The 24,984-nt window shown below is 50.5% G+C and carries 21 protein-coding genes; 11 read left to right on the forward strand and 10 right to left on the reverse strand.

The features are described from left to right. Nucleotides 1–16 precede the first annotated feature (16 nt). From J4728_RS09590 to J4728_RS09615, 6 genes are all read left to right on the forward strand, one after another. On the forward strand, nt 17–1,213 hold the full coding sequence (locus J4728_RS09590) for a nicotinamide mononucleotide deamidase-related protein YfaY (protein WP_208211656.1): 1,197 nt from the start codon (nt 17–19) through the stop codon (nt 1,211–1,213). A 249-nt stretch (nt 1,214–1,462) separates the two neighbouring features. Further along, nucleotides 1,463–2,245 (forward strand): IclR family transcriptional regulator, encoded by a 783-nt coding sequence (locus J4728_RS09595; protein ID WP_000894170.1) that lies wholly within the window; start codon nt 1,463–1,465, stop codon nt 2,243–2,245. Between the two features lie 13 nt (nt 2,246–2,258). Beyond that, nucleotides 2,259–3,464, forward strand: a complete 1,206-nt coding sequence (gene rhmD / locus J4728_RS09600) for an L-rhamnonate dehydratase (protein WP_001530644.1) — start codon at nt 2,259–2,261, stop codon at nt 3,462–3,464. A gap of 55 nt (nt 3,465–3,519) precedes the next feature. Then, nucleotides 3,520–4,809: an MFS transporter gene (locus tag J4728_RS09605; RefSeq protein ID WP_000028931.1), complete on the forward strand. Its 1,290-nt coding sequence runs from the start codon at nt 3,520–3,522 to the stop codon at nt 4,807–4,809. Nucleotides 4,810–4,834: 25 nt separating this feature from the next. Further along, the gene (yfaU, locus tag J4728_RS09610; protein WP_000992941.1) at nt 4,835–5,638 is read left to right on the forward strand and encodes a 2-keto-3-deoxy-L-rhamnonate aldolase; all 804 of its coding nucleotides are present in this window, start codon (nt 4,835–4,837) and stop codon (nt 5,636–5,638) included. A gap of 5 nt (nt 5,639–5,643) precedes the next feature. Beyond that, nucleotides 5,644–5,820, forward strand: a complete 177-nt coding sequence (locus tag J4728_RS09615; RefSeq protein ID WP_001112764.1) for a hypothetical protein — start codon at nt 5,644–5,646, stop codon at nt 5,818–5,820. A gap of 109 nt (nt 5,821–5,929) precedes the next feature. On the opposite strand, the gene sseL is transcribed toward J4728_RS09615, so the two are convergent. The 4 genes from sseL to glpA form a co-directional block, all read right to left on the reverse strand. Continuing rightward, nucleotides 5,930–6,952, reverse strand: coding sequence for an SPI-2 type III secretion system effector deubiquitinase SseL (gene sseL, locus J4728_RS09620; protein WP_001017720.1), 1,023 nt, complete (start codon nt 6,950–6,952; stop codon nt 5,930–5,932). A 425-nt stretch (nt 6,953–7,377) separates the two neighbouring features. Further along, the gene (gene glpC / locus J4728_RS09625; RefSeq protein ID WP_208211658.1) at nt 7,378–8,568 is read right to left on the reverse strand and encodes an anaerobic glycerol-3-phosphate dehydrogenase subunit GlpC; all 1,191 of its coding nucleotides are present in this window, start codon (nt 8,566–8,568) and stop codon (nt 7,378–7,380) included. Further along, entirely contained in the window at nt 8,565–9,824 is a 1,260-nt protein-coding gene (glpB, locus tag J4728_RS09630) for a glycerol-3-phosphate dehydrogenase subunit GlpB (protein WP_000667146.1), read from the reverse strand. The genes glpC and glpB overlap by 4 nt, the downstream gene beginning before the upstream one ends. Further along, on the reverse strand, nt 9,814–11,442 hold the full coding sequence (gene glpA / locus J4728_RS09635) for an anaerobic glycerol-3-phosphate dehydrogenase subunit A (RefSeq protein ID WP_208211660.1): 1,629 nt from the start codon (nt 11,440–11,442) through the stop codon (nt 9,814–9,816). Before glpA ends, glpB begins: the two co-directional genes overlap by 11 nt. Before the next feature lie 272 nt (nt 11,443–11,714). Here glpA and glpT point away from each other — a divergent pair, with 272 nt between their 5' ends. Together glpT and glpQ are read left to right on the forward strand one after the other, a co-directional pair. Further along, complete coding sequence (gene glpT, locus J4728_RS09640) at nt 11,715–13,073, forward strand: glycerol-3-phosphate transporter (protein WP_208211662.1); 1,359 nt, start codon at nt 11,715–11,717, stop codon at nt 13,071–13,073. A 4-nt stretch (nt 13,074–13,077) separates the two neighbouring features. Next, nucleotides 13,078–14,148 (forward strand): glycerophosphodiester phosphodiesterase, encoded by a 1,071-nt coding sequence (glpQ, locus tag J4728_RS09645; RefSeq protein WP_000858952.1) that lies wholly within the window; start codon nt 13,078–13,080, stop codon nt 14,146–14,148. Between the two features lie 115 nt (nt 14,149–14,263). Here glpQ and J4728_RS09650 read toward each other — a convergent pair whose 3' ends face one another. Next, nucleotides 14,264–15,142 carry a LysR family transcriptional regulator gene (locus tag J4728_RS09650; protein WP_000176719.1) on the reverse strand — a complete coding sequence of 293 codons (879 nt, stop codon included), beginning with the start codon at nt 15,140–15,142 and terminating at the stop codon, nt 14,264–14,266. A gap of 161 nt (nt 15,143–15,303) precedes the next feature. On the opposite strand from J4728_RS09650, the gene J4728_RS09655 reads away from it, so the two are divergent. Further along, entirely contained in the window at nt 15,304–16,494 is a 1,191-nt protein-coding gene (locus J4728_RS09655) for an MFS transporter (RefSeq protein ID WP_000660247.1), read from the forward strand. A gap of 1 nt (nt 16,495) precedes the next feature. On the opposite strand, the gene yfaE is transcribed toward J4728_RS09655, so the two are convergent. From yfaE to J4728_RS09680, 5 genes are all read right to left on the reverse strand, one after another. Further along, on the reverse strand, nt 16,496–16,750 hold the full coding sequence (gene yfaE / locus J4728_RS09660; protein WP_000533921.1) for a ferredoxin-like diferric-tyrosyl radical cofactor maintenance protein YfaE: 255 nt from the start codon (nt 16,748–16,750) through the stop codon (nt 16,496–16,498). Next, complete coding sequence (gene nrdB / locus J4728_RS09665; protein WP_208211664.1) at nt 16,750–17,880, reverse strand: class Ia ribonucleoside-diphosphate reductase subunit beta; 1,131 nt, start codon at nt 17,878–17,880, stop codon at nt 16,750–16,752. Before nrdB ends, yfaE begins: the two co-directional genes overlap by 1 nt. Before the next feature lie 112 nt (nt 17,881–17,992). After that, nucleotides 17,993–20,278, reverse strand: coding sequence for a class 1a ribonucleoside-diphosphate reductase subunit alpha (gene nrdA, locus J4728_RS09670; RefSeq protein WP_208211666.1), 2,286 nt, complete (start codon nt 20,276–20,278; stop codon nt 17,993–17,995). Between the two features lie 354 nt (nt 20,279–20,632). Beyond that, entirely contained in the window at nt 20,633–21,361 is a 729-nt protein-coding gene (ubiG, locus tag J4728_RS09675; RefSeq protein WP_001091009.1) for a bifunctional 2-polyprenyl-6-hydroxyphenol methylase/3-demethylubiquinol 3-O-methyltransferase UbiG, read from the reverse strand. An 82-nt stretch (nt 21,362–21,443) separates the two neighbouring features. Then, a complete protein-coding gene (locus tag J4728_RS09680) occupies nt 21,444–22,328 on the reverse strand; it encodes a GntR family transcriptional regulator (RefSeq protein ID WP_208211668.1) in 885 nt (294 codons plus the stop codon). Nucleotides 22,329–22,377: 49 nt separating this feature from the next. Here J4728_RS09680 and J4728_RS09685 point away from each other — a divergent pair, with 49 nt between their 5' ends. Both J4728_RS09685 and J4728_RS09690 read left to right on the forward strand, forming a co-directional pair. Further along, complete coding sequence (locus J4728_RS09685) at nt 22,378–23,703, forward strand: MFS transporter (RefSeq protein ID WP_000098078.1); 1,326 nt, start codon at nt 22,378–22,380, stop codon at nt 23,701–23,703. A gap of 14 nt (nt 23,704–23,717) precedes the next feature. After that, on the forward strand, nt 23,718–24,920 hold the full coding sequence (locus J4728_RS09690; RefSeq protein ID WP_000705586.1) for a mandelate racemase/muconate lactonizing enzyme family protein: 1,203 nt from the start codon (nt 23,718–23,720) through the stop codon (nt 24,918–24,920). Nucleotides 24,921–24,984: the final 64 nt, after the last annotated feature.

Genomic DNA, 24,984 nt, shown 5'->3' on the forward strand with positions numbered 1-24,984 from the left:
AGAGCAGGAGAACACAATGCTAAATGTGGAAATGCTATCCACCGGGGATGAGGTGTTGCACGGACAAATCGTTGACACCAATGCCGCCTGGCTGGCTGATTTTTTCTTTCATCAGGGCGTTCCGTTATCACGGCGAAATACGGTAGGCGATAATCTGGACAGTCTGGTCGCTATCTTGCGTGAACGCAGTCAACATGCTGATGTTTTGATTGTTAATGGCGGGTTAGGGCCGACCAGCGATGATTTAAGCGCGCTCGCCGCGGCAACGGCAAAAGGCGAAGGATTAGTACTGCACCAGGCGTGGCTGACCGAAATGGAACGCTACTTTCAGCAGCGTGGCCGCGTGATGGCGCCGAGCAACCGTAAACAGGCGGAACTGCCTGCCAGCGCGGAGTTTATTAATAATCCGGTCGGCACTGCCTGTGGATTTGCGCTACAGCTCAACCGCTGCCTGATGTTTTTCACCCCCGGCGTACCGTCTGAATTTAAGGTTATGGTGGAGAAGGAAATCTTACCGCGGTTACGCGCGCGTTTTTCGCTGCCGGAGCCGCCGCTTTGCCTGCGGTTAACGACTTTTGGACGTTCAGAAAGTGACCTCGCGCAGCGTCTCGATTCACTGCCGTTTCCGCCCGGCGTGACGATGGGGTATCGCTCATCAATGCCGATCATTGAACTGAAATTGACCGGCCCGGCTACGCAACGGGAGGCGATGCTGGCGTTATGGCCAGAGGTCAAACGGGTTGCCGGGCAGAACCTGATTTTTGAAGGTACGGAAAACCTGCCGGCGCAAATAGCCCGCCGCCTGCAGGAAAGGCAGTTGAGTCTGACGTTGAGCGAGCAATACACCAGCGGCTTACTGGCGCTACAGCTTTCCCGCGCCGGGGCGCCTGTTCTTGCCAGCGAAGTCGTTCCTTCTCAGGAAGAGACGCTGGCGCAAACGGCGCACTGGACGACAGAACGGCGCAGCAATCATTATGCCGGTCTGGCGCTGGCCGTGTCGGGGCTGGAAAACGAACATCTTAATTTCGCGCTGGCGACGCCGGATGGCACGTATGCCTTACGCGTGCGTTTTAGCGCCAATCGGTATAGCCTGGCAATACGTCAGGAGGTCTGCGCGATGATGGCGCTAAATATGCTGCGCCGCTGGCTTAATGGCGAGGACATTACCAGCGAGCATGGCTGGATAGACGTGGTTGAATCATTGACATCATAATCCCTTTCTCTTATCTGCGATGGGAACGACATCGTGAGCCGGATAAGGCCGCTATGCCATTATCCGGCAATATCATCTGCTTTTTTGTCCAGCCAATTGTACTGAATACAAAGTAATACGTGCGTTAATTCACATTTATATGGTTAACCCTTCCACTCCGTTGGAAGGCGGATAAGCTTTGACGCGCTTCACAATTTTTTCCCTACTGACCTTTCACACTGATTCCAGTGTCTCAGACTGGAGTCCAATATGTTGGAATCAAGTAAAGTCCCGGCTCTTACCCGCGCAATCGACATCCTCAATTTGATCGCGCGTATTGGCCCATGCAGCGCGGCAATCATTATTGAAACGCTGCGTATTCCAAAAAGCACCGCGTACCTGCTGTTGAATGAATTAAAACGTCAGCGATTTATTAGCCTCGATCATCAGGATAACTACTGCCTGTGGACTAAGCTCGTTGAATTGTCGGGTCATGCGCTCAGCAAGATGGATCTGCGGGAGCTGGCGCGTCCTCGTCTAACACAACTGATGGATGAAACCGGGCTGCTGTGTCACTTGGGGATCATCGACCACGAAAATGCGTATTACATACTGAAAGTGGAATCCTCATCCACTATCAGCGTGCGCTCGCATGAGGGGAAAAGCCTCTCTCTTTATCGTTCCGGCATCGGCAAATGCCTGCTGGCATGGCAGCCGGCCGCCGTACGCAAAGCCATTATTGAACAACTGGTATGGGAGCGAGCCACGCTGACCACCATCACCGAGCCGCAACAATTGAATGATGAGCTGGAACGCATTCGCCAGCGTGGATGGAGCTTTGATAACGGGGAGGATTATCCGGATGTCCGCTGCGTTGCCGCACCGGTATTTAATGCCAGAAACGAACTGACCGCGGCAATTTCAGTGGTCGGCACGCGCCTGCAAATCAACGAAGAGAATCTTGATTATTTGGCCGGTAAAGCTATTGCCTGTGCCAAAGATATTTCACGCCTGTTGGGATGGAAAAGTCCCTTCGACTCACTCGCATCTTAAAATGGAGAATATTATGACTCTTCCTAAAATTAAACACGTTCGAGCCTGGTTTATTGGGGGCGCTACCGCAGAGAAAGGGGCTGGCGGCGGGGATTATCACGACCAGGGAGGAAATCACTGGATTGATGACCATATCGCCACTCCCATGAGCAAATATCGCGACTATGAGCAGTCTCGTCAGTCTTTTGGAATCAACGTGTTAGGGACGCTGATTGTCGAAGTAGAGGCGGAAAATGGGCAGACGGGGTTCGCCGTTTCGACAGCAGGGGAGATGGGCTGTTTTATCGTAGAAAAACATCTTAACCGGTTTATTGAAGGCAAATGCGTAAGCGATATCAAACTTATTCACGATCAGATGCTCGGCGCGACCATGTACTACTCCGGTTCCGGCGGTCTGGTGATGAACACGATTTCCTGTGTGGATCTGGCGCTGTGGGATCTGTTTGGCAAGGTGGTTGGGCTGCCGGTTTATAAATTGCTGGGCGGAGCGGTGCGCGATGAAATTCAGTTTTACGCCACCGGCGCACGCCCGGATCTGGCTAAAGAAATGGGCTTTATCGGCGGTAAAATGCCGACTCACTGGGGGCCGCACGATGGTGATGCGGGGATCCGTAAAGATGCCGCGATGGTGGCGGATATGCGTGAAAAGTGCGGGCCGGATTTCTGGCTGATGCTCGACTGCTGGATGAGTCAGGATGTGAACTATGCGACTAAACTGGCTCACGCCTGTGCGCCATTTAATCTCAAATGGATTGAAGAGTGTCTGCCGCCGCAGCAGTATGAAGGCTATCGCGAATTAAAACGCAACGCGCCTGCAGGGATGATGGTTACCAGCGGCGAACACCATGGTACGCTGCAATCCTTCCGCACTCTGGCAGAAACCGGCATTGATATTATGCAGCCGGATGTTGGTTGGTGCGGCGGATTAACCACGCTGGTTGAGATCGCCGCGCTTGCCAAATCGCGCGGGCAACTGGTGGTGCCGCACGGTTCGTCTGTCTATTCGCACCATGCAGTTATTACTTTCACTAATACCCCTTTCAGCGAGTTCCTGATGACCAGCCCGGACTGTTCCACCCTGCGTCCGCAATTTGACCCGATTCTCCTGGATGAGCCGGTGCCGGTGAATGGACGCATCCATAAATCAGTGCTGGATAAGCCGGGCTTCGGCGTCGAGCTTAACCGTGACTGTCACTTGAAACGCCCTTATAGCCACTAATAACTCGTGCGTTGCCTTTGTACGGCAACGCCCTCATCCTGTTGAGGATATTGCTATGAGCATCACTTTACTTGACGGCGTAGTGAAGAAAAACCGCGCACGTTTAATTCCTTTTATGTTGGCACTGTATGTACTGGCGTTTCTGGATCGTTCAAATATTGGTTTTGCCAAAGAGACCTATCAGATAGATACCGGGCTAAGTAATGAAGCCTACGCGCTAGGGGCCGGTATTTTCTTTGTGGTTTACGCTTTCCTTGGCGTACCGGCTAACCTGCTGATGCGCAAATTTGGCGCAAGAACCTGGATCGGCACGACTACCCTGCTGTGGGGCTTTCTCTCTGCTGCGATGGCCTGGGCGGATAGTGAAGCAAAATTTCTGATAATCCGCACGCTATTGGGCGCGGCGGAGGCTGGATTTTTCCCCGGCATGATCTATCTAACTTCACAATGGTTCCCGCAGCGTAACCGTGCCAGCATTATGGGGCTATTTTATATGGGCGCGCCGCTGGCGTTAACGTTGGGTTCGCCGCTCTCCGGCGCTCTGCTGGAGATGCATGGTTTTATGGGGCACCCGGGATGGTTCTGGATGTTCGTTATCGAAGGCCTACTGGCGATTGGCGCAGGGATATTCACCTTTTTCTGGCTTGATGACACTCCGCAGCAGGCGCGTTTTCTTAGCCTGGAAGAAAAGAACGCGCTTATCAGGCAACTGGCGAGCGAAGAAGAAAAAAAGGTCACGTCAAGGCTTGCGGATGCGCTGCGTAATGGACGCGTCTGGCAACTGGCTATTATTTATCTGACGATTCAGGTGGCGGTATACGGACTCATCTTTTTCCTGCCGACCCAGGTTGCCGCGCTATTGGGCACTAAAGTGGGCTTTACCGCTTCGGTGGTAACAGCGGTTCCCTGGGTGGCGGCTTTGCTTGGCACATGGCTTATTCCTCGCTACTCCGACCGTACCGGCGATCGCCGTAACGTTGCGGCAGTGACGCTACTGGCTGCGGGCATTGGCATTGGCCTGTCAGGTCTGGTTTCTCCGGTGCTCGCTATTCTGGCGCTCTGTGTTGCAGCAGTAGGATTTATTGCCGTTCAGCCCGTATTCTGGACCATGCCAACGCAGCTACTTTCCGGTACGGCTCTGGCGGCAGGAATTGGTTTCGTTAATCTGTTTGGCGCTGTGGGCGGTTTTATTGCCCCAATTCTGCGCGTAAAAGCGGAAACGTTGTTTGCCAGCGATGCGGCGGGCCTGCTGACGCTGGCCGGAGTCGCCATCATTGGCTCATTAATTATCTTCACGCTGAGCGTTAATCGTCCGGTGGCGCAATCCGGCGCTGCGCATCATTAATCTTATCTACGTTGTAAGGATCGCTATGAACGCATTGTTATCAAATCCTTTTAAAGAAGGATTACGTAAAGGGGATACGCAAATTGGTTTGTGGCTCAGTTCAACCACCTCTTATATGGCGGAGATTGCGGCGACGTCGGGTTATGACTGGTTGTTAATAGATGGCGAGCACGCGCCTAATACGGTGCAGGACTTGTATCATCAGTTACAGGCCATCGCCCCATACGCCAGCCAGCCGGTGATTCGCCCGATCGAGGGAAGTAAAGCGCTCATTAAACAGGTACTGGACATCGGGGCGCAAACGCTACTGATCCCGATGGTTGACACCGCAGAACAGGCGCGCCAGGTCGTTTCCGCTACCCGATACCCGCCGTTGGGGCAACGAGGCGTTGGCGCGAGCGTGGCGCGTGCGGCTCGCTGGGGGAGAATCGACAACTATATGGCACAGGCCAATGAGTCGCTCTGCCTGTTGGTGCAGGTTGAAAGCAAAGTGGCGCTGGAAAACCTTGACGCGATTCTGGAGGTTGAAGGCATTGATGGCGTCTTTATCGGTCCGGCAGATCTCTCTGCTTCATTGGGTTACCCCGATAATGCCGGACACCCGGAAGTGCAGCGGATCATTGAAGCGTGTATTTATCGTATTCGCGCCGCCGGAAAAGCGGCGGGTTTTTTGGCGGTCGATCCGGCAATGGCGCAGAAATGTCTGGCGTGGGGCGCGAATTTTGTCGCGGTCGGGGTAGATACGATGCTCTACACCGAGGCGCTGGACAGCAGGTTGGCGATGTTTAAATCTGTTCAGTCAGTAAGCACGGCAAAACGTAGTTATTGAGAAAAATGCCGGATGGCACGTATGCCTTACGCATGCGTCTTAGCGCCTATCGGTATAGTCTGGCAATACGTCAGGAGGTTTGTGCGGTGATGGCGCTAAATATGCTGCGCCGTTGGCTTAATGGCGAGGACATTACCAGCGAGCATGGCTGGATAGACGTGGTTGAATCATTGACGGCATAGAACTTTTAGTGGGAAGGCTTGGCCTTCCCATCCTTATATACTTATAAATTCTTCGCAGAGCATCATTTCAGGATAAGAGCCTAATGGGATAGGCTCTAAGTACTCACCATTACTGGAGACTGTATTCATATATTTGCCGCCGGGTTTGGGTGTTAAATAGTGCTTGTTCTTCTACTGAAAGCGTTAAGAATTTTTCCGCAAATTCTCGTAGTGTGGTAACAGGATCGTTTTGTCCGGCATTCGATAAGAGTTGAATTGTATGGTAACAAAATAGACCACAGCCGTTGGGTACATTGTTCTGTAAATTCATTTCAATAAAATTAACCTCATCGCTTTCTGATATGCCTGCAATTTTTGCTGCTTCTATAATCTCTTGCTTAGTATTTTCATTTAAATCATAATAAGTATTAAATATAAGGCATTTTATTTTTTCTGCAAGTTTATAAAATAAACAGAGAAGCCAGTGATCTCCTGTATTTACCAGGAAGACTTCATTGTGAGATAATCCTGATTGAGCAATCTTTTCAAGTAGCTGAGTGCTTAATATATTTTCTTTGGTGGTAGGATGAATCAGCCCAATAGGATAGTTTACCGAGAGAAGAGGTGATTCTTGAACCAGACCTTGCGTTGCAGCTGCTAGCTCATCTGACGACAACATTCGCGCACCACACCAAAGATTTTCAACTCCTACCTGTTCTTGATCTGTCTGAGCGAACTGGTCGCCCATAATTTTATGTGCTATTCCTATTTTTTTAGAAAGGTCGGTTGTCGCGGAACCTGCCATATAAAGTAATCTGGAAGGGGCATGTAGCTTTTTCCACTCAGTATTATCTTTTGTTATATCGTTATTGGCGATTTGATGTAATACAAGGCAAGCCTGATTGATTTTTTTGTCTATATCTGATGATCCCGATCTTTTCCCGCTAAAGAGATCAAAAAGAAATTTCTCAACTCTATGCCCCAGGTCATCGTTGCGTAACGCAAGATTGCATAACAGATCAATACAATTCTGATCACCGTTCTCTACGGCGCTAAACAACAATGTAAGCGCCTCATCGCTCACCTCTTCTGTATATAAGCTGTGAAATTGCGGTATGCTCAATCGGTAAAGTGAATTTACACATATATTCATTTTGCTCTGTTTCCTGGTAAGTGAAAGTAGCGAATATGATGTAATGTATAATTATTTGTAAAAATATTATTATTAGCGGGGGATATATTAAATCAGGCATAGACCTGATTTTCTTATTATTCACATAACACTCAATTATTATTGGGGATATTCAGTTATCCCCCTCTTTAAAGGAGGCTGGTAACGCGTCGATACAAGAGATATTGCTCTATAAACAGTAACGTCGTTATCTGTCATGCCACCGTGGGTTAGCGGTCATGGTTAACCAAATAGGGCAGGTTATTGCAAAGAGACATCCGCGTTTATACCCAAAATAATCCGTAGCCAACACATAAGCAACTTGAAGTATGAAGGGTATATGTCTGATGGAAAATCGGCCCTGGTGAGTAGGGTAATGGCGCCGGAGGGGCTCCGGCGCTTTTTACTTAGCCGAGCGCCTGGGCCAGTAGCGTAATGGGGTGTTCGCAGCGTTTGCTTGTAGACATCTCAATTTGCCACTTACAGGTTTCACAATCGGTGACGACAATGTCGGCGCCGCTCTCTTCAATCTGGCGGAACAGTGGCGCGCCGATGGACTGTGATGTCGGATAGTTTTCCTTTTTAAATCCATACGTACCGGCAATGCCGCAGCACTGTGAATCAAGTACCGTCAATTCAAGCCCCGGAATTTGCCGCAACAGTTCAAGCGTGTAAAGCGTCCAGCCCATTTTTTCCATATGACACGGCGTATGGTAGACCACTTTCAGCGGCAAAGGATTAAGCGGCAGCGTTTTCCCGGCATCCAGTTTGCGCCATAGCCAGCGGGTGGCCAGCTCGATATGTTCGCGCAGCCCGGCGTTGTCCACGTCCAGCACTTCAGGATATTCATCGCGCAACGCAAACGCACAGGTGGATGACGTGGCGATGACCGGAATACCTTTGACGGCAATCGCCTCGCGTAGCGACTCCACATTGCTGATAGCCTGTTTGCGAGCTTTATCCGTAAAACCGTTAGCGATCAGCGGTACGCCGCAACACTTCTCTTTACTCAGTAACTGTACGCCAGTACCCATTGCGTTCAGCACCTTAATCAGATCTTTTCCGAGCTGCGGATGGTTGTAATTCACAAAACAGCCATGGAAAAAGGCGACCTGATCTTTGTATTTAGCCTGCTGCGCCGCCACGCTACGATACCAGCGGCGGAAGGTGCCGAAAGAGTATTTTGGTAAGGTGCGGCGATGATCGATTTTGAGCGCGTAATCAAGCAACTGGCGCACTGGCTTTAATGCGGTGGCGGTATTGACCACCGGCGCGAACGGCGTTGAAACGCTGCCCATCAGATCGGTATGGCTGAGAATAAAATTACGCAATGACGGGCGCGTCGTATCGTATTTCGCGCGGGCGCGCTGGATGATATCGCCAATCTTCACGTCCGACGGACAGGCGACCTCACACCGTTTGCAGTTAATGCAATATTTCAGCGCCTCATCATACAGTGCGCCGTCTTTCAGACGCAGGCGTTCGCCATCCGGTCCGGCCTGTTTAGGGCCAGGGTAGCCAGGATTAACGCGGCTGACCGGGCACGCGGTGGTGCACACCGTACATTTAATACAACTTTCAAAACGTGTGTCGCTCATTGCTGTTCTCCTGCACGCTCAGCGATATGGTGCGCGGCCTGGAGGGCGCTGACTGCGCAGACACCGCCGCCGCATCCCTCAGCTATAGGATCGAATCCCGCCAGCACAGAACCTATTGCATACAGATTTTCTACCGTGTTGCCCGCAAGGGAGGGGCGGAAGGCGTCATCCGTCACGACGCCAAACTGCTGCCAGGGCTGTGGGTCGAAGAAATGTTGTTGATACCATTCGGCGCGGGTGGCCGTTTGCTGTACGTCGAGCCCTAAAATAGGTTCGCGGATCCCTTCGCGCTCGGCAACCAGACCGCTACTAAAGAAGCTACCGCTGGCAAGTACGGCAAAACGCGGGCGCAGTGGGATATCGGCATGGTTGCGGGTCCATATTTCGCTCACGGTACCGCGACGGCAGGTGACTTTCTTCACTTCATCGCCCGGCATCCAGATGCCGCCCTGACGGACAAACTGGCGCTGGAGCTGATTGTGCAGACGAATACCGAGCACCGATGGCGGCAGCGTCGGCAGCAGCGTGAGCGCGCAGGGCAGACGTTCGTTAAGCCAGCGCCACAGCGTATCGTTCGCCAGCCCGAAACAGGCGGGCATGATGATCATGTCGCAGTTTGTCGCTATTGGCGACAGCGCGTCGTACAGCAGCGGCCATTTTTCTTCGTTATCAAGCAGACGCGCAATATTGACCGCGCGAAATTCCGTCGGGTTATCACGCAGTACGTCCAGTTCCGGAAGGTCGATTTCTGCGGTTTCCACGTTGAGGTCGCGTTGGCGCAGCGACGCTGCCGCAAGGTGCGCCTGGAAATCCAGTAATCCGCTAACGCCGACGACGCAAATTCGCTGTGCGGATAACGGCCAGACCGGTACTTCCGGCGAGCTAAGCCAGGTTGAACGCAATGTGCCAAGCGGCGTGACACGCTGGTGCGCCTGCTGTACGTCACCGTATAACTGCGCGCCGCTGGCGTTAAGTAGCGTTTGCGCTTGTTGCGCCAGCGTAAGGACTTTTTGCGCGCCTAAACGCGAATAAGGATGTTCAGGCGCCTGGCGGCACAGCGCATCAAGCCCGGCGGTAATGTCGGTCACCGGTTGGCCGTCGGGCAGGGCGCTGAGTAGATCCAGCGAGCCGGAGGAAAAATGCAGCGCGCTTTGTCCGCGGGTGACGATGGCGCAGCGTAATCCATGCTGCTGGAGTTGCAGTCCGCATAGCAAACCGGCGAGACCGCCGCCCATAATAACCGTATCAAATTTCATCCTGGTGCTCCTTCTCCAGACCGCATAATCCCTGATAAACCCAGCGCGTGAATTCGCTTTCGCGCAGCGCGTCTCCCCAGGCGACAGGTTGTACGCCTTTCCAGCGCTCATTCAGAAATTCAGAGAGTTGCGTAATAGATTGCGCCGCGGTCGTCACATTAAAACGCTGCAATAGCCCGGCTGCGCGGCAGGCGCATAGCTCGCCCTGGCAAGTGCCCATCCCTACGCGGGTGCGACGGCGCAGATCCAGCAGGCTATTCACGGTTAAGTTTTCGACGGCATACTGCACTTCCCCCGCCGTGACGGCCTCGCATTCACAGACCAGGCTACGGTGTTGGCGGCCTTCACTCAGCCACCCCGGCGTGCGATCGCCATGCCGATAAACCGCCGATCCGCGTAGCGGCGCGGGAAGCGAGATAATGCGTTTCAGCGTATGTTCTGTAGACTCTTTTGAGCCAGGCAACGGCGTATCCGCCGTGATGCAGGGGCGAGTATTGCCCAACTTGCGGCACACGGCATCGGTCGCCCATTCCGCCATCAGGCGGTAAGTCATTAGCTTCCCGCCGGTAATGGTAATGAAGCCTTCAAGCCCGTCGCGCTCGGCGTGGTCGAACAACACAATACCGCGACTGACGTTACGACCACTGGGATCGTCATCGCTGGCCACCAGCGGGCGGACGCCGGAATACGCGCGCAGAATACGCGTCTTCGCCATGACAGGGGCCAGTTTTTCCCCTTCACGCAGCAGGATATCGACTTCATCTGCGGTGACGCGGTTGCTGTCTATCTCATTGTAATCAATATGGGTAGAGGTGGTGCCGATCAGTGAAATCGTATCGCCAGGTACCAGAATGTCGGCATCCGATGGTTTCCGGCAGCGGTTAATGACATGCTGGTTGATCCGATGGTCCATGATCAACAGCGAGCCTTTCGCCGGGAACATGCGAATACTCAGGTCGGCGTATTCGGCGATCCGTTGCCCCCAGATACCTGCCGCATTGACCACCACCGGCGCGTGAAGCGTCTGGATTTCGCCAGTGAGATGGTTGCGCACATGGACGCCGCAGACCGTTGCGCCTTTACGAATGAGCCCGGTCACTTCATGCGCCGTTAACACGATTGCGCCATGTTCTCTGGCATCCAGCATATTGGCGGCGGTAAGGCGGAAAGGGTCCACGGTGCCATCCGGCACTTTTACCGCACCGATGAGCGCAGGGTTAACGGAAGGTTCGATGATGCGAGCCTGCTGCGGATCGATGGCTTCAGCGCGAATGCCCGCCGCTTCACAGGCGCGAATAAAGGTGGCCTGAAACGCAAGATCATCTTCCGGCAACGTAATAAACAGACCATCCGTCGGTTCGACGCAATGGCGGGCGATCCGTTTTAAAATCTGGTTTTCACTAATGCACTCGCGCGCGGATTCCGCGTCGGTAACCGCATAACGAGCGCCGCTGTGCAGCAGTCCGTGGTTACGCCCGGTCGCGCCGGTCGCTATATCATGCCGTTCCACCAGAATGACACGTAAACCGCGCAGCGCGCAGTCGCGGGCGATCCCTGCGCCTGTTGCTCCACCGCCAATGATAATCACGTCACTTGCTTGCGAGTCGCGAGTTTTCATTGTTTTTCCTCACAGTTCGTTTTTTATCATTTAGCCATACAAATCATATGGAATGTTTGATTTCGCGCATAATCGCTCACTATTCGAAAATGAAACGTGATTTCGTGCGCCTTTCTGAACATTGGTCATAAAACTGTAACAATATGTGCTGTAATTCACATTAACGTGACGTATCTTTACTTAACATCGCGGCCACACTGGGAGCAGCGGGGTTGTTTGAACAAACTGCGGTGTTTACCTCTAAATAAAATACGGGCCACGGAGGCTACAATATGTTGAGTATTTTTAAACCAGCGCCGCATAAAGCGCGCTTGCCAGCGGCGGAGATTGATCCGACCTATCGCCGATTACGCTGGCAGATTTTCCTGGGGATATTCTTTGGCTATGCCGCGTATTATCTGGTGCGCAAGAACTTTGCCCTCGCGATGCCCTACCTGGTAGAACAGGGTTTTTCACGCGGCGATCTGGGCTTTGCGCTGTCCGGGATTTCCATCGCTTATGGTTTTTCGAAATTTATAATGGGTTCGGTGTCCGATCGCTCGAATCCGCGCGTTTTCCTGCCGGCAGGGTTGATTCTGGCCGCAGCAGTCATGTTGTTTATGGGCTTTGTGCCGTGGGCGACATCCAGCATCGCCGTGATGTTTGTGCTGTTGTTCCTTTGCGGCTGGTTCCAGGGGATGGGGTGGCCGCCGTGCGGACGTACGATGGTTCACTGGTGGTCGCAGAAAGAACGCGGCGGCATTGTGTCGGTCTGGAACTGTGCGCATAACGTCGGCGGCGGGATCCCGCCACTGCTGTTCCTGCTGGGGATGGCGTGGTTTAACGACTGGAAAGCGGCGCTCTATATGCCAGCCTTTGGCGCGATTGTGGTGGCGCTGTTCGCTTTCGCAATGATGCGCGATACGCCGCAATCCTGCGGTCTGCCGCCTATCGAAGAGTATAAAAACGACTATCCGGACGACTACAACGAAAAAGCGGAAGAAGAGCTGACTGCGAAGCAGATCTTCATGCAGTACGTACTGCCAAACAAACTGTTGTGGTACATCGCTATCGCCAACGTGTTCGTCTACCTGCTGCGCTACGGTATCCTCGACTGGTCGCCGACCTACCTGAAAGAAGTGAAGCATTTCGCACTGGATAAATCCTCCTGGGCCTACTTCCTGTATGAATACGCGGGTATTCCGGGCACGCTGCTGTGTGGCTGGATGTCGGATAAAGTCTTCCGCGGCAACCGTGGCGCGACCGGCGTGTTCTTTATGACCCTGGTGACTATCGTGACCATCGTTTACTGGATGAACCCGGCAGGGAACCCGAATGTTGATATGGCTTGTATGATTATCATCGGCTTCCTGATCTACGGCCCGGTAATGTTGATCGGTCTGCACGCGCTGGAACTGGCGCCGAAAAAAGCGGCGGGTACGGCGGCGGGCTTTACCGGTCTGTTTGGTTACCTGGGCGGTTCTGTCGCTGCAAGCGCCATTGTGGGTTATACCGTTGACTTCTTCGGTTGGGATGGCGGCTTTATGGTGATGATTGGCGGCAGCATTCTGGCGGTAATCCTGCTGGTGGTCGTGATGATTGGCGAAAAACGCCATCATGATGAGCTGCAGTTAAAACGCAACGGAGGCTAATAACATGAAAACCACACTGAAAAACCTTAGCGTGGCGTTAATGTTGGCAGGAATGACCATCGGAAGCGGCGCCGTGGCGGCTGAAAAAGTCGTTATCGCCCACCGTGGCGCCAGCGGTTATCTGCCGGAGCATACGCTACCGGCGAAAGCGATGGCGTATGCGCAAGGGGCAGATTATCTGGAACAGGATTTAGTGATGACAAAGGACGACCATCTGGTCGTCCTCCATGACCACTACCTTGACCGGGTGACTGACGTCGCTGATCGTTTTCCGGACCGGGCGCGTAAAGATGGGCGCTATTACGCTATCGATTTTACGCTGGATGAAATTAAATCCCTGAAGTTTACCGAAGGGTTTGATATTGAAAACGGCAAAAAAGTACAAACTTATCCGGGCCGTTTCCCGATGGGAAAATCTGATTTCCGCATTCATACCTTTGAAGAGGAAATTGAATTCGTTCAGGGATTAAATCACTCTACCGGTAAAAATATCGGTATTTATCCGGAAATTAAAGCGCCGTGGTTCCATCATCAGGAAGGGAAAGATATTGCCGCGAAAACGCTGGAAGTGCTGAAGAAGTATGGTTACACCGGCAAGCAGGACAATGTCTATTTGCAGTGTTTTGATGTCGCTGAGCTGAAACGTATTAAGAATGAACTGGAACCCAAAATGGGGATGGATCTCAATCTGGTTCAACTTATTGCGTATACCGACTGGAATGAAACACAGCAGAAACAGCCGGACGGTCGTTGGGTAAATTACAACTACGACTGGATGTTTAAGCCGGGCGCTATGAAGCAGGTGGCGGAATATGCGGACGGTATTGGTCCGGATTACCATATGCTGGTTGCGGAAGGCTCAACGAAAGGGAATATCAAGCTGACTGGAATGGTGCAGGACGCGCATCAGAATAAGATGGTAGTGCATCCTTACACTGTGCGTGCCGATCAATTGCCGGACTATGCCACAGACGTCAATCAGTTGTACGACATCCTGTATAACAAGGCGGGCGTCGACGGGCTGTTCACTGACTTCCCGGATAAGGCGGTCATGTTCCTGCAAAAAAATGACTAAAGGTTTGACATAGTCGAAGTGACGCGCCGGATGAGGGCATAAACGCCTCATCCGGCCTGGCGCAACGTTTGCCAGAGTAAGTCTGGTAAACGCAATGCCATCAGGCGGGGTTGTTTTATAGCAACCCCTCATCGGTCAGTGTTTCCATACATTTTTGTAATAAAAATAGCGGACTTCCTTCTACCGGCGGTTCTTTTGCTAACAGGGAAATTTGTCGATAAAAGGTGGGTTCCAGCGCCACGGAGCATAATTTTCCTGTCGTGGCTTTTAAGGTTAATTCTGGCAATAAGGCGATACCTAATCCCTGGCGAATAAAATTCAGCGCAGTATCGGGATGGTTAAATTCATATTTAAATATCGGCTCAATACCCTTTTCTTTAAACAACGCCATAATGCTTAATTCATAACGACCTTTACTGACAATAAGTGGTTCGTCCATCAGTTCTTCGACCGTTACCGTACTATTGGCCGCCAGGGGATGATTTTCAGGCACCACTACGGTGAATTTATCCCGGTAAATGGGGACGCAATACATACCGTTGACCGGAAAAGGAACGAAACCGGCATCAATACTTCCGTCCTGCAGCGAATCAATAATAGCCGTACTGTTCTCTTCATAAGGGATAATTTTTACATTTGGATGATGGCTTTCAAAATAGCGAATGACGCCGGGTAAAATGCAGGCGCAGGCGCTGGGAAAACAGCCAATCCGTAGCGTACGGGCCGGGTTCTTTTTTTCTTGTTCGGCAATCTCTTTTACCGCGTTGACGTCGCGCTGGATCGCGCGTAAGTGCCTGACGATGCGGCTACCGGCGGCGGTAAGCTCAATCTCTTTACGACGCTCACGAATCAATATGTCAACGCCGAGCTCCTCCTCAAGCGCGGAGATGGCCTGGCTGACGGCGGATTGCGTCATGTATAGCCGTTTGCTGGCTTCGGTAAATCCGCCGTACTCCAGTACGGCAAGCAGGGCGTGGATTTGGGTTAGTGTCATTAGTAAAACCTAATCAATATAATTAAAACGATTAATTTTTCTAATAGAGTGCACTTGTTTATACTGTGATTCTATCGAATACATCACATTTTGACGCACCTGATAGGTGTTCAGTTGAGCTGAGCGTTGCCTGCGTGCGCCATCTGAGCGGGTCGTTAAGAATGAAAGAAAAATTATGGACGAAGGATTTTTGGGCAATCACCATAGTCAGTTTTATTATCTTTTTTGTTTTTTATGTACTGCTAACTTTATTACCCATTTATATTGCTGATCGCCTACATGCTTCTGCAGATAAGGCCGGGCTGTTAGTGACATGTTTCCTGGCCGCGGCAATTGTTATTCGGCCATTTGCCGGACAGTGGGTGGGAAAATATTCGAATAAAAAGATTCTGGTGCTCTCTTCTCTGGCTTTTTTGGTGATTACCGCGCTGTATCCGGTTTGCCATTCTATCGAGTCGCTGCTCTTTATCCGCGTACTTCATGGGATTACGTTTGGTGTTATTACCACGGTAAAAGGAACTATTTCAGCGCGGTTAATTCCGGCCTCCCGACGTGGAGAGGGCATCAGCTTTTTCTCTTTAGCGATGGGCCTTGCGATGGTCGTAGGACCGTGGATCGGTTTGAATATGGCCCGCTGGAACGCGTTCACTGCCGCATTCTGGCTTTGTTCCGCTGTAGCGGCGTTAGGGATTGTACTTTCCCTGATTGTGACGGTCCCTCCGGTAATTCGTCATGCCGATGGTTCGAAACCGAATCTGGGTTTTGCCGCGATGTTTGACCGCGCCGCCTTGCCTTTTGCGCTGGTCACCTTTTTTATGACTTTCTCCTATGCCGGCGTATCGGCTTTCTTGGCGCTGTATGCGCGTGAGCTGGATTTAATGGCGGCGGCCAGTAATTTCCTGCTGTGCTACGCGATTTTCCTGATGATATGCCGTACCTTCACCGGGAATATTTGTGATAAAAAAGGGCCGAAATATGTTGTTTTCCCATGCCTGTTGGCTTTTACCATCGGTCTGGTGGCGTTGGGTTACACCAATGGCAGCATCATGATGATTATTTCCGGCGGTCTCATCGGTATCGGCTACGGTTCGGTCACGCCGGTTTTCCAGACGCAAATTATCAGCTCGGTTGAACCGCATAAAATCGGCGTGGCGAATTCACTGTTCTTTAACGCGATGGACGCCGGAATGGCGATTGGCGCCTTTATCATGGGAATGATGGTTGAGTCGGTTGGCTATCGTATGATTTATGTCGCTGGCGCGGTGCTGGTGGTACTCGCTGGCGCACTGTATGCCGTGCAGATGAAAAAACGTGGCGTGATGCCTTTGGTTTCCACCAGCGAGTTGCACTGAGTTACATCTCGATTTCGATATCGCCTTTTGCCCTGCAGCAGCAGGGCAAAATCTCTCCCGGCTGGATAAACGCTAAAGGTTCCGTAATCCAGTCAACCTGACCGGCAACCAGCCGGGTACGACAGGAGCCGCAATAACCTTCGCGGCACTGATACTCCACCTCAACGTTATGCGATTCCAGCGCGGCCAGCAGAGAAGGGTGTTCATCCTGGCACAGCAGTTGTGTGCCAGTGATACGCAGCGTGACGCGTCCCATCAGAGCTGGAAATTACTCAGATCGTCGGTATCGACTTCCGAATCGATTTGTCCGACCAGATAAGAGCTAACTTCCACTTCCTGTGGCGCGACCTGAACGTTATCGGACACCAGCCAGGTATTGATCCACGGGATTGGGTTGGAGCGGGTCTGGAACGGCAGATCCAGCCCTACCGCCTGCATACGAATATTAGTAATATATTCAACGTATTGACACAGGATATCTTTATTCAGGCCGATCATCGAACCGTCGCGGAACAGATAGTCCGCCCACTCTTTTTCCTGCTGCGCCGCCTGCACGAACAGGCCATAACATTCCTGTTTACACTCTTCGGCGATTTCCGCCATCTCCGGGTCGTCCACGCCGCTACGCAACAGGTTCAGCATATGTTGCGTGCCGGTCAGATGCAGCGCTTCGTCACGGGCGATCAGACGGATAATTTTGGCGTTGCCTTCCATCAGTTCACGCTCGGCAAATGCGAAAGAGCAGGCGAAGCTGACGTAGAAGCGGATGGCTTCCAGCGCGTTCACGCTCATCAGGCACAGATACAGTTTTTTCTTCAGCTCACGCAGATTCACGACAACCGTTTTGCCATTAACGGTATGGGTGCCTTCACCGAGCAGGTGCCAGTAACTGGTCATCTCAATAAGTTCGTCGTAGTAGGCGGAGATCCCTTCGGCGCGCTTCTGAATTTGCTCGTTGGTCACGATATCGTCAAAAACGACCGCCGGATCGTTGACGATGTTACGAATAATGTGGGTGTAGGATCGTGAGTGAATCGTCTCAGAAAACGCCCAGGTCTCTACCCACGTCTCCAGCTCCGGGATGGAAATGAGCGGCAGCAGGGCGACGTTCGGGCTACGTCCCTGAATGGAATCCAGCAGCGTCTGGTATTTGAGGTTGCTGATGAAGATATGTTTTTCGTGCTCCGGCAACGCCTGATAATCGATACGATCGCGGGAGACGTCGACCTCTTCCGGACGCCAGAAGAAAGAGAGCTGTTTTTCGATCAGTTTTTCGAAGATGTCATATTTCTGCTGGTCATAGCGTGCAACGTTGACCGGCTGGCCAAAGAACATGGGTTCCTTGAGCTGATCGTTTTTCGTCTGTGAAAAAGTGGTGTATGCCATTGAAGTGAATCCTTTATGGGATGAGCGCCGGATGGCGGCGCAAGCGCCTTATCCGGCCTACAAACCGTACAATCGTAGGCCGGGTAAGCATAGCGCTACCCGGCACTATTCATCAGATCTTACAAGCGCCGCTTTCGCAGCCATCGTCCTGAATAGAAGGCGCCAAATCGTCCTGCGCATCTTCCGCGCCATCGCGGGTATTTTGATAGTACAGAGTTTTCACGCCAAACTTATACGCGGTGAGCAAATCTTTCAGCAGTTGCTGCATCGGTACTTTTCCTGACGGGAAACGTGACGGATCGTAGTTGGTATTGGCGGAAATCGACTGATCGATAAACTTCTGCATGATACCCACCAGTTGCAGATAACCGTCGTTGTTCGGCATCTCCCACAACAGTTCGTAAGCGTCTTTCAGATGCTCATAATCCGGCACGACCTGACGCAAAATACCGTCTTTCGAGGCCTTGATGCTGACGTAGCCGCGCGGTGGTTCGATACCGTTGGTGGCGTTGGAGATCTGGGATGACGTTTCCGACGGCATTAGCGCCGATAGCGTGGAGTTACGCAGACCGTGGGTTTTGATCGACTCACGCAGCTGTTCCCAGTCGTAGTGCAGCGGTTCGTTGACGATCGCATCCAGATCTTTTTTGTAGGTGTCGATCGGCAAAATGCCTTTTGCATAGGTGGTTTCGTTGAACCATGGGCAGGCGCCTTGCTCTTTCGCCAGTTCGTTGGACGCTTTAAGCAGATAGTACTGAATGGCTTCGAAGGTTTTATGCGTCAGATTATTGGCGCTGCCGTCGGAATAACGTTTACCGTTTTTCGCCAGCCAGTAGGCGAAGTTAATCACGCCAATGCCCAGCGTACGACGGCCCATTGCGCCGCGTTTGGCAGCCGGAATCGGGTAATCCTGATAATCGAGCAGAGCATCCAAAGCGCGTATTGCCAGAATAGCCAGTTCTTCCAGCTCGTCCAGAGTTTTAATGGCGCCCAGGTTGAATGCAGACAGCGTACACAACGCAATTTCGCCGTTTTCATCGTTGACATCGTTCAGCGGTTTGGTCGGCAGGGCAATCTCCAGACACAGGTTAGACTGGCGTACCGGGGCGACAACCGGATCGAACGGACTGTGAGTATTGCAGTGGTCAACGTTCTGGATATAGATACGACCGGTAGAGGCGCGTTCCTGCATCATCAGCGAGAACAGTTCGACCGCTTTCACACGCTGTTTGCGGATGCTGTCGTCGTGTTCATATTTCACGTACAGGCGTTCGAATTCGTCCTGGTCGGCGAAGAACGCATCGTATAGCCCGGGTACATCCGACGGACTGAACAGCGTAATGTCGCCGCCCTTCAGCAGGCGGGTATACATCAGTTTGTTGATCTGTACGCCGTAGTCCATGTGACGTACGCGGTTGCCTTCCACGCCGCGGTTGTTTTTCAGCACCAGCAGGCTTTCCACTTCCAGATGCCACATCGGGTAGAAGAGGGTTGCCGCGCCGCCGCGCACGCCGCCCTGCGAACAGGATTTCACCGCCGTCTGGAAGTGCTTGTAGAACGGGATGCAGCCGGTGTGGAAGGCTTCGCCGCCACGAATCGGGCTGCCCAGCGCACGAATGCGGCCAGCGTTGATACCGATACCGGCGCGCTGAGAAACGTATTTCACAATCGCGCTGGAGGTGGCGTTGATGGAATCCAGACTGTCGCCACACTCGATCAGTACGCAGGAGCTGAACTGACGGGTTGGGGTACGCACACCGGACATGATGGGCGTCGGCAGCGAAATTTTGAACGTAGAGACCGCATCGTAAAAACGTTTTACATAGTCAAGACGCGTTTCACGCGGGTAGTTCGAGAACAGGCAGGCCGCTACCAGAATGTAGAGGAACTGTGCGCTTTCATAGATTTCGCCGGTCACGCGGTTTTGCACCAGATATTTCCCTTCCAGCTGCTTAACGGCAGCGTAGGAGAAGGTCATATCGCGATCGTGAACGATAAACGAATCCATCTGCTTGAACTCTTCTTCCGTGTAGTCTTCCAGCAGATGATTGTCGTATTTGCCAAGCTCAACCATTTTTACCACATGGTGGTAAAGTGCGGGCGGCTCAAACTGGCCGAAGGCTTTCTTACGCAGGTGGAAAATCGCCAGACGCGCAGCCAGGTATTGATAATCCGGCGCATCGCGAGAGATCAGGTCTGCGGCGGCCTTAATGATAGTTTCATGGATATCGGAGGTCTTAATCCCATCATAAAACTGAATATGCGAGCGTAGCTCGACCTGAGAAACCGATACGTTATTCAGTCCTTCTGCCGCCCAATCAAGCACGCGATGAATTTTGTCGAGATTGATGCGCTCAGTACGGCCGTCACGCTTTGTCACCAGCAGACTCTGATTCATGTGGTTTTCTACCTGTTTACCTGTCCGTGAAAGAAAAATATCCCCCCGCTTATCCACAACGCCACGTTGTGACTAACTCTGTGGATAAATACTATATATAGGGGGTAATCGATAAGTGAAACGCTATATGGTGAGTATTCTAGTAGGGATTCTTTTGAGTACAAGAGTTGATTTTGGCGTTAAATTGCGGTTGCAAAAGCGTAAGAATCGCTAAATGCGCGTCTGATAAGGCCTGGAGAGGATGTCAACAATTCATAAAAAAAATCAAAATTTGATCGAATGCTGATTTCTTCATCGAAGAGAAAGGTTGCGCCCGATGATCTAACGCAACCCTTATAGGAAAATTCTTTGATGTCAGGCTTTTTTAGCGCGGGTATGCAACATGTAGTTAACGTCTACTCCGGGACCGAGTTTGAAAGTATTGGTTATCGGGTTGTAGTGCAGCCCGGTGATATGTTGCTCTTTCAGGACGGTTTCATCTACCCAGCTTAACAGTTCAGCAGGCTTAATGAATTTCTTCACGTCGTGCGTGCCTTTTGGCACCATGCGCAGAATATACTCAGCGCCGACGACCGCCATCAGCCAGGATTTTCCATTGCGGTTCAACGTTGAGAAGAATACCTCGCCGCCGGGTTTAACCAGTTGGGCGCAGGCGTGGACGACCGATTGCGGATCGGGAACATGCTCCAGCATTTCCATACAGGTGACGACGTCGTATTGCTGGGCGTGTTTTGCCGCATGTTCCTCAACCGTCTCCTGCACGTACTCTACCTCGATGCCGCTTTCCAGCGCATGCAGTTTGGCGACCTGCAAAGGCTCAAAGCCCATATCCAGCCCGGTGACGGTTGCGCCTTCGCGTGCCATACTTTCCGCCAGAATGCCGCCGCCACAGCCGACGTCGAGTACCTTTTTACCAAACAGGCCGCCTGAGCGCTCAGTAATGTAGCCAAGGCGTAGAGGGTTGATGCGATGCAATGGCTTGAATTCGCCCTCCAGATCCCACCAGCGCGACGCGACGGCTTCGAATTTGGCGATTTCATTATGGTCAACGTTGTGAGCTACCGACGGTTTTTCAGTGTTCATGAGTACATGAGATTCCGCTATTGATCTATCGGGGCAGTATAGCAGGTGCAAAGTCGCTGCGTTATATCTACTGCCGTCTTTATTACGCTTTCAGCGCAAGAAGTTTTCTTGCGCGTTCTGTAAAACCGCTACCGATGTGGTGCGTGATAAAATTACAGACGCCCTCGACGTTGTTGTTTTTTAACATATCCAAAATAGTGGCATGTCCACGGTTAGAGCTGGTGATATATTCAGCGGTAAAATCCAGTCTGTAGCGAATTGCCAATAAACGTGCTGAGATCAACAGGTGTGCTTGTGAAATGTATTTATTATTGGCATATTTCACAAAAACATAATGAAAATCATGATCCAGTTTGAGGTAAGCTTGCGTATCGCGCTCTGCATTAATTTTTGCTGACTTCGATAAAATATTGCTTAATTCGACTATGACATTGTTAGCATTTTTCTCCATCGCTTCACGAATTGCGCCCTGTTCAAGGATAACCCTCATTTTGATGAGATCATTGATATCCTCGTCGGTGACAGAAAAAACAAATGTCCCACTGCGGGGAATGATGTTGACCAAGTTTTCATTATAGCTCAGCCAAATAAAAGCTTCACGAATTGGTGTTTTACTTACCATCAGAATATTTGATAGTTCATTTTCACTGATCGCTTGCCCAAGATCGAAATCGCCATGGATAATCATCTCCCTTATTTTCTCTTTAATCACCTGGGTGATGGATTTGGGTATTTCAATTGATATGTGACTAAAATCACGCTTTAATCTATTTTTCATTTTCTTCTCCTCCATGGTTAAACCCGGCTCCATTGTAATTAATTTATTCAAAATTAACGGATCTAATATATCAGATTTAAGAAAATTTACATACTTTATTGTTGTTATTGTATATTTCATTAAGTTTGCTTGCTGATATATCAGATATGACACATTAGCTTTTGAATTGTATTGTTTTTTACGTAACATCAATTCCGGTCAATACCCTTATTCATTGAATCATAAAAGGTGATGCAAAATGAGTAGTCCACAAGAAAATTTATACGATGCAATTCGTATTGTAAAAAGGAAAATCATTCCTTTGGCCTTTATTCTTTACTTTTTTAACTATATGGATCGTGTCAATATTGGGTTTGCTGCATTACGCATGAATGAATCCCTCGGTATTACGCCTGAGGATTTCGCTAATATTTCTTCTATATTCTTCATATCATATTTAATCTTTCAAATTCCGAGTAGCATTGGCTTGCAAAAGCTTGGCGCAAGAAAATGGATTAGTTCCATTATTATCGGCTGGGGAGCGGTAACTGGGCTGATTTTTTTTGCTAAAGATACTCAACATATTTTGCTGGCTCGCATTTTTTTGGGGGTATTTGAAGCTGGCTTTTTCCCGGGCATGGTTTATTATCTTGCATGCTGGTTCCCGGCTCGTGAACGCGGAAAAGTCAATAGTTTCTTCATGTTATCTATTGCTGTTGCATCGGTATTGGCTGCACCGATGTCTGGTTGGATCATCGAGCATTTGAATACCCCGGATTATGAAGGCTGGCGCTGGCTTTTTGCTATTGAAGGTATCCCTACCGTATTCCTTGGCATCCTGACATTTTATTTACTGCCTGACAGTCCAGAAAAGGCTAAATGGCTTACGCCACAGCAGATATCGGCCTTAGTTAATAAATTACGCACTGACAATGAAACCGCAGCTGCATTAAATAAAAATACCAACTCATCCTTTCTTTCAGTAATCAAAAATCCAGTTTTGCTTCAGCTTTCTTTCGCCTACATGTTGATTCAGGCGGCTGCTCTGGCGGCAAACTACTGGTTGCCGGGGTTGGTGAAGGGATTTTCAGCTGATTTTACGGATACTGACGTCGGTTTAATCATGAGTATTCCGTTTATTTTCGCTATGTTCAGCATGCCCTGGTGGGGCTGGCATTCCGATAAAAAGAATGAACGAAAATGGCATGCTGCATTACCCATGTTTCTGGCAGGCTGTGGTTTTCTGATGATTGCTCTTGTCCCCTCAATGTCGCTGAGAATGCTGGGGCTAACGTTCTATGGTGTTGGGATCCTCAGCTATTACGGACCTTACTGGGCGCTGCCTTCTGCATTATTGTCGCCGTCAGGGTTGGCTATCAGCATTGCGTTTATTAACTCATGTTCAAGTCTTGGCGGATTCCTGATTAATAAGTCACTGGGATTCGTTTCTACTCATTATGGTGCGACAGGAATATTTATTGTAGAGGCAATACTTTGCTTCGCTGCGGTAGCCGTTTTGGCGTTAATGAAAATTGATGTGAAAAAAGAAAAAAGCCAACAAACAAATGTTGTATCACGAACCTGATAAATGGAGAAATTATGAAAATTACGTCTATTGAAGTTTTTGACTGTGAATTAAAAAAAAGAGATCAAACGATGTCCTCCTATAATCCAGTACTTATCCGGGTGAATACCGACTCAGGATTAAGTGGTATTGGCGAAGTAGGACTGGCCTATGGCGCAGGCGCTAAAGCTGGCGTAGGGATCATCAGAGATCTGGCGCCATTGATTGTGGGTGAAGATCCATTAAATATCGAAAAAATTTGGGAGTTCTTTTTCAGAAAGACTTTTTGGGGGATGGGGGGCGGGAACGTTTTTTATGCCGGAATGAGCGCTATTGATATTGCTCTTTGGGATATCAAAGGTAAATATTTAGGTGTACCTGTTTATCAGCTCCTTGGCGGGAAAACTAATGAAAAATTAAGAACCTATGCTAGTCAGTTACAATTTGGTTGGGGGGATAAACGCCAGATATTAGTGACACCTGAGGAATATGCTGAGGCGGCGCGTGCGGCTCTTGACGATGGATATGATGCGATTAAAGTGGATCCACTCGAAATCGATCGTAATGGCGATGACTGTGTTTTTCAGAATAAAAATCGTAACTATTCAGGATTGTTACTGGCCGATCAATTAAAAATGGGGGAAGCGCGAATTGCCGCTATGCGTGAAGCAATGGGGGATGATGCTGATATTATCGTGGAAATCCATTCTCTTCTCGGTACAAACTCAGCTATTCAATTTGCGAAGGCGATAGAAAAGTATCGTATCTTTCTTTATGAAGAACCGATTCATCCATTAAATTCTGATAATATGCAGAAAGTTTCCCGTTCAACAACGATTCCAATCGCCACTGGCGAGCGTTCCTACACAAGATGGGGATACAGGGAATTACTGGAGAAGCAGTCTATTGCCGTAGCGCAACCTGATTTGTGTCTCTGCGGCGGAATTACCGAAGGAAAGAAAATCTGTGACTATGCTAATATTTATGACACCACTGTACAGGTGCATGTTTGCGGCGGTCCTGTTTCCACGGTAGCCGCGCTGCATATGGAAACAGCAATTCCCAACTTTATTATTCATGAGCATCATACCAATGCGATGAAAGCATCTATTCGGGAACTTTGTACCCACGATTATCAGCCGGAAAATGGCTATTATGTCGCGCCGGAACAGCCCGGATTGGGTCAGGAATTAAACGATGAGGTAGTGAAAGAATACCTGGCCTATGTGATTAAATAGCATCTGGTGATACTGATTATGGTTTATGCCTCCCGGCATATCCCCTAAATAATTCGAGTTGCAG

This window comes from Salmonella sp. 32070601201500089SM (assembly GCF_017573605.1).
GTDB classification, from domain to species: Bacteria; Pseudomonadota; Gammaproteobacteria; order Enterobacterales; family Enterobacteriaceae; genus Salmonella; species Salmonella enterica.

Bases quoted from the DNA above. Each gene is read 5' to 3' on its own strand.
- J4728_RS09590 (WP_208211656.1), top strand. From the start codon at position 17: ATGCTAAATGTGGAAATGCTATCCACCGGGGATGAGGTGTTGCACGGA.
- J4728_RS09595 (WP_000894170.1), top strand. From the start codon at position 1,463: ATGTTGGAATCAAGTAAAGTCCCGGCTCTTACCCGCGCAATCGACATC.
- rhmD (WP_001530644.1), top strand. From the start codon at position 2,259: ATGACTCTTCCTAAAATTAAACACGTTCGAGCCTGGTTTATTGGGGGC.
- J4728_RS09605 (WP_000028931.1), top strand. From the start codon at position 3,520: ATGAGCATCACTTTACTTGACGGCGTAGTGAAGAAAAACCGCGCACGT.
- yfaU (WP_000992941.1), top strand. From the start codon at position 4,835: ATGAACGCATTGTTATCAAATCCTTTTAAAGAAGGATTACGTAAAGGG.
- J4728_RS09615 (WP_001112764.1), top strand. From the start codon at position 5,644: ATGCCGGATGGCACGTATGCCTTACGCATGCGTCTTAGCGCCTATCGG.
- sseL (WP_001017720.1), bottom strand. From the start codon at position 6,952: ATGAATATATGTGTAAATTCACTTTACCGATTGAGCATACCGCAATTT.
- glpC (WP_208211658.1), bottom strand. From the start codon at position 8,568: ATGAGCGACACACGTTTTGAAAGTTGTATTAAATGTACGGTGTGCACC.
- glpB (WP_000667146.1), bottom strand. From the start codon at position 9,824: ATGAAATTTGATACGGTTATTATGGGCGGCGGTCTCGCCGGTTTGCTA.
- glpA (WP_208211660.1), bottom strand. From the start codon at position 11,442: ATGAAAACTCGCGACTCGCAAGCAAGTGACGTGATTATCATTGGCGGT.
- glpT (WP_208211662.1), top strand. From the start codon at position 11,715: ATGTTGAGTATTTTTAAACCAGCGCCGCATAAAGCGCGCTTGCCAGCG.
- glpQ (WP_000858952.1), top strand. From the start codon at position 13,078: ATGAAAACCACACTGAAAAACCTTAGCGTGGCGTTAATGTTGGCAGGA.
- J4728_RS09650 (WP_000176719.1), bottom strand. From the start codon at position 15,142: ATGACACTAACCCAAATCCACGCCCTGCTTGCCGTACTGGAGTACGGC.
- J4728_RS09655 (WP_000660247.1), top strand. From the start codon at position 15,304: ATGAAAGAAAAATTATGGACGAAGGATTTTTGGGCAATCACCATAGTC.
- yfaE (WP_000533921.1), bottom strand. From the start codon at position 16,750: ATGGGACGCGTCACGCTGCGTATCACTGGCACACAACTGCTGTGCCAG.
- nrdB (WP_208211664.1), bottom strand. From the start codon at position 17,880: ATGGCATACACCACTTTTTCACAGACGAAAAACGATCAGCTCAAGGAA.
- nrdA (WP_208211666.1), bottom strand. From the start codon at position 20,278: ATGAATCAGAGTCTGCTGGTGACAAAGCGTGACGGCCGTACTGAGCGC.
- ubiG (WP_001091009.1), bottom strand. From the start codon at position 21,361: ATGAACACTGAAAAACCGTCGGTAGCTCACAACGTTGACCATAATGAA.
- J4728_RS09680 (WP_208211668.1), bottom strand. From the start codon at position 22,328: ATGTTACGTAAAAAACAATACAATTCAAAAGCTAATGTGTCATATCTG.
- J4728_RS09685 (WP_000098078.1), top strand. From the start codon at position 22,378: ATGAGTAGTCCACAAGAAAATTTATACGATGCAATTCGTATTGTAAAA.
- J4728_RS09690 (WP_000705586.1), top strand. From the start codon at position 23,718: ATGAAAATTACGTCTATTGAAGTTTTTGACTGTGAATTAAAAAAAAGA.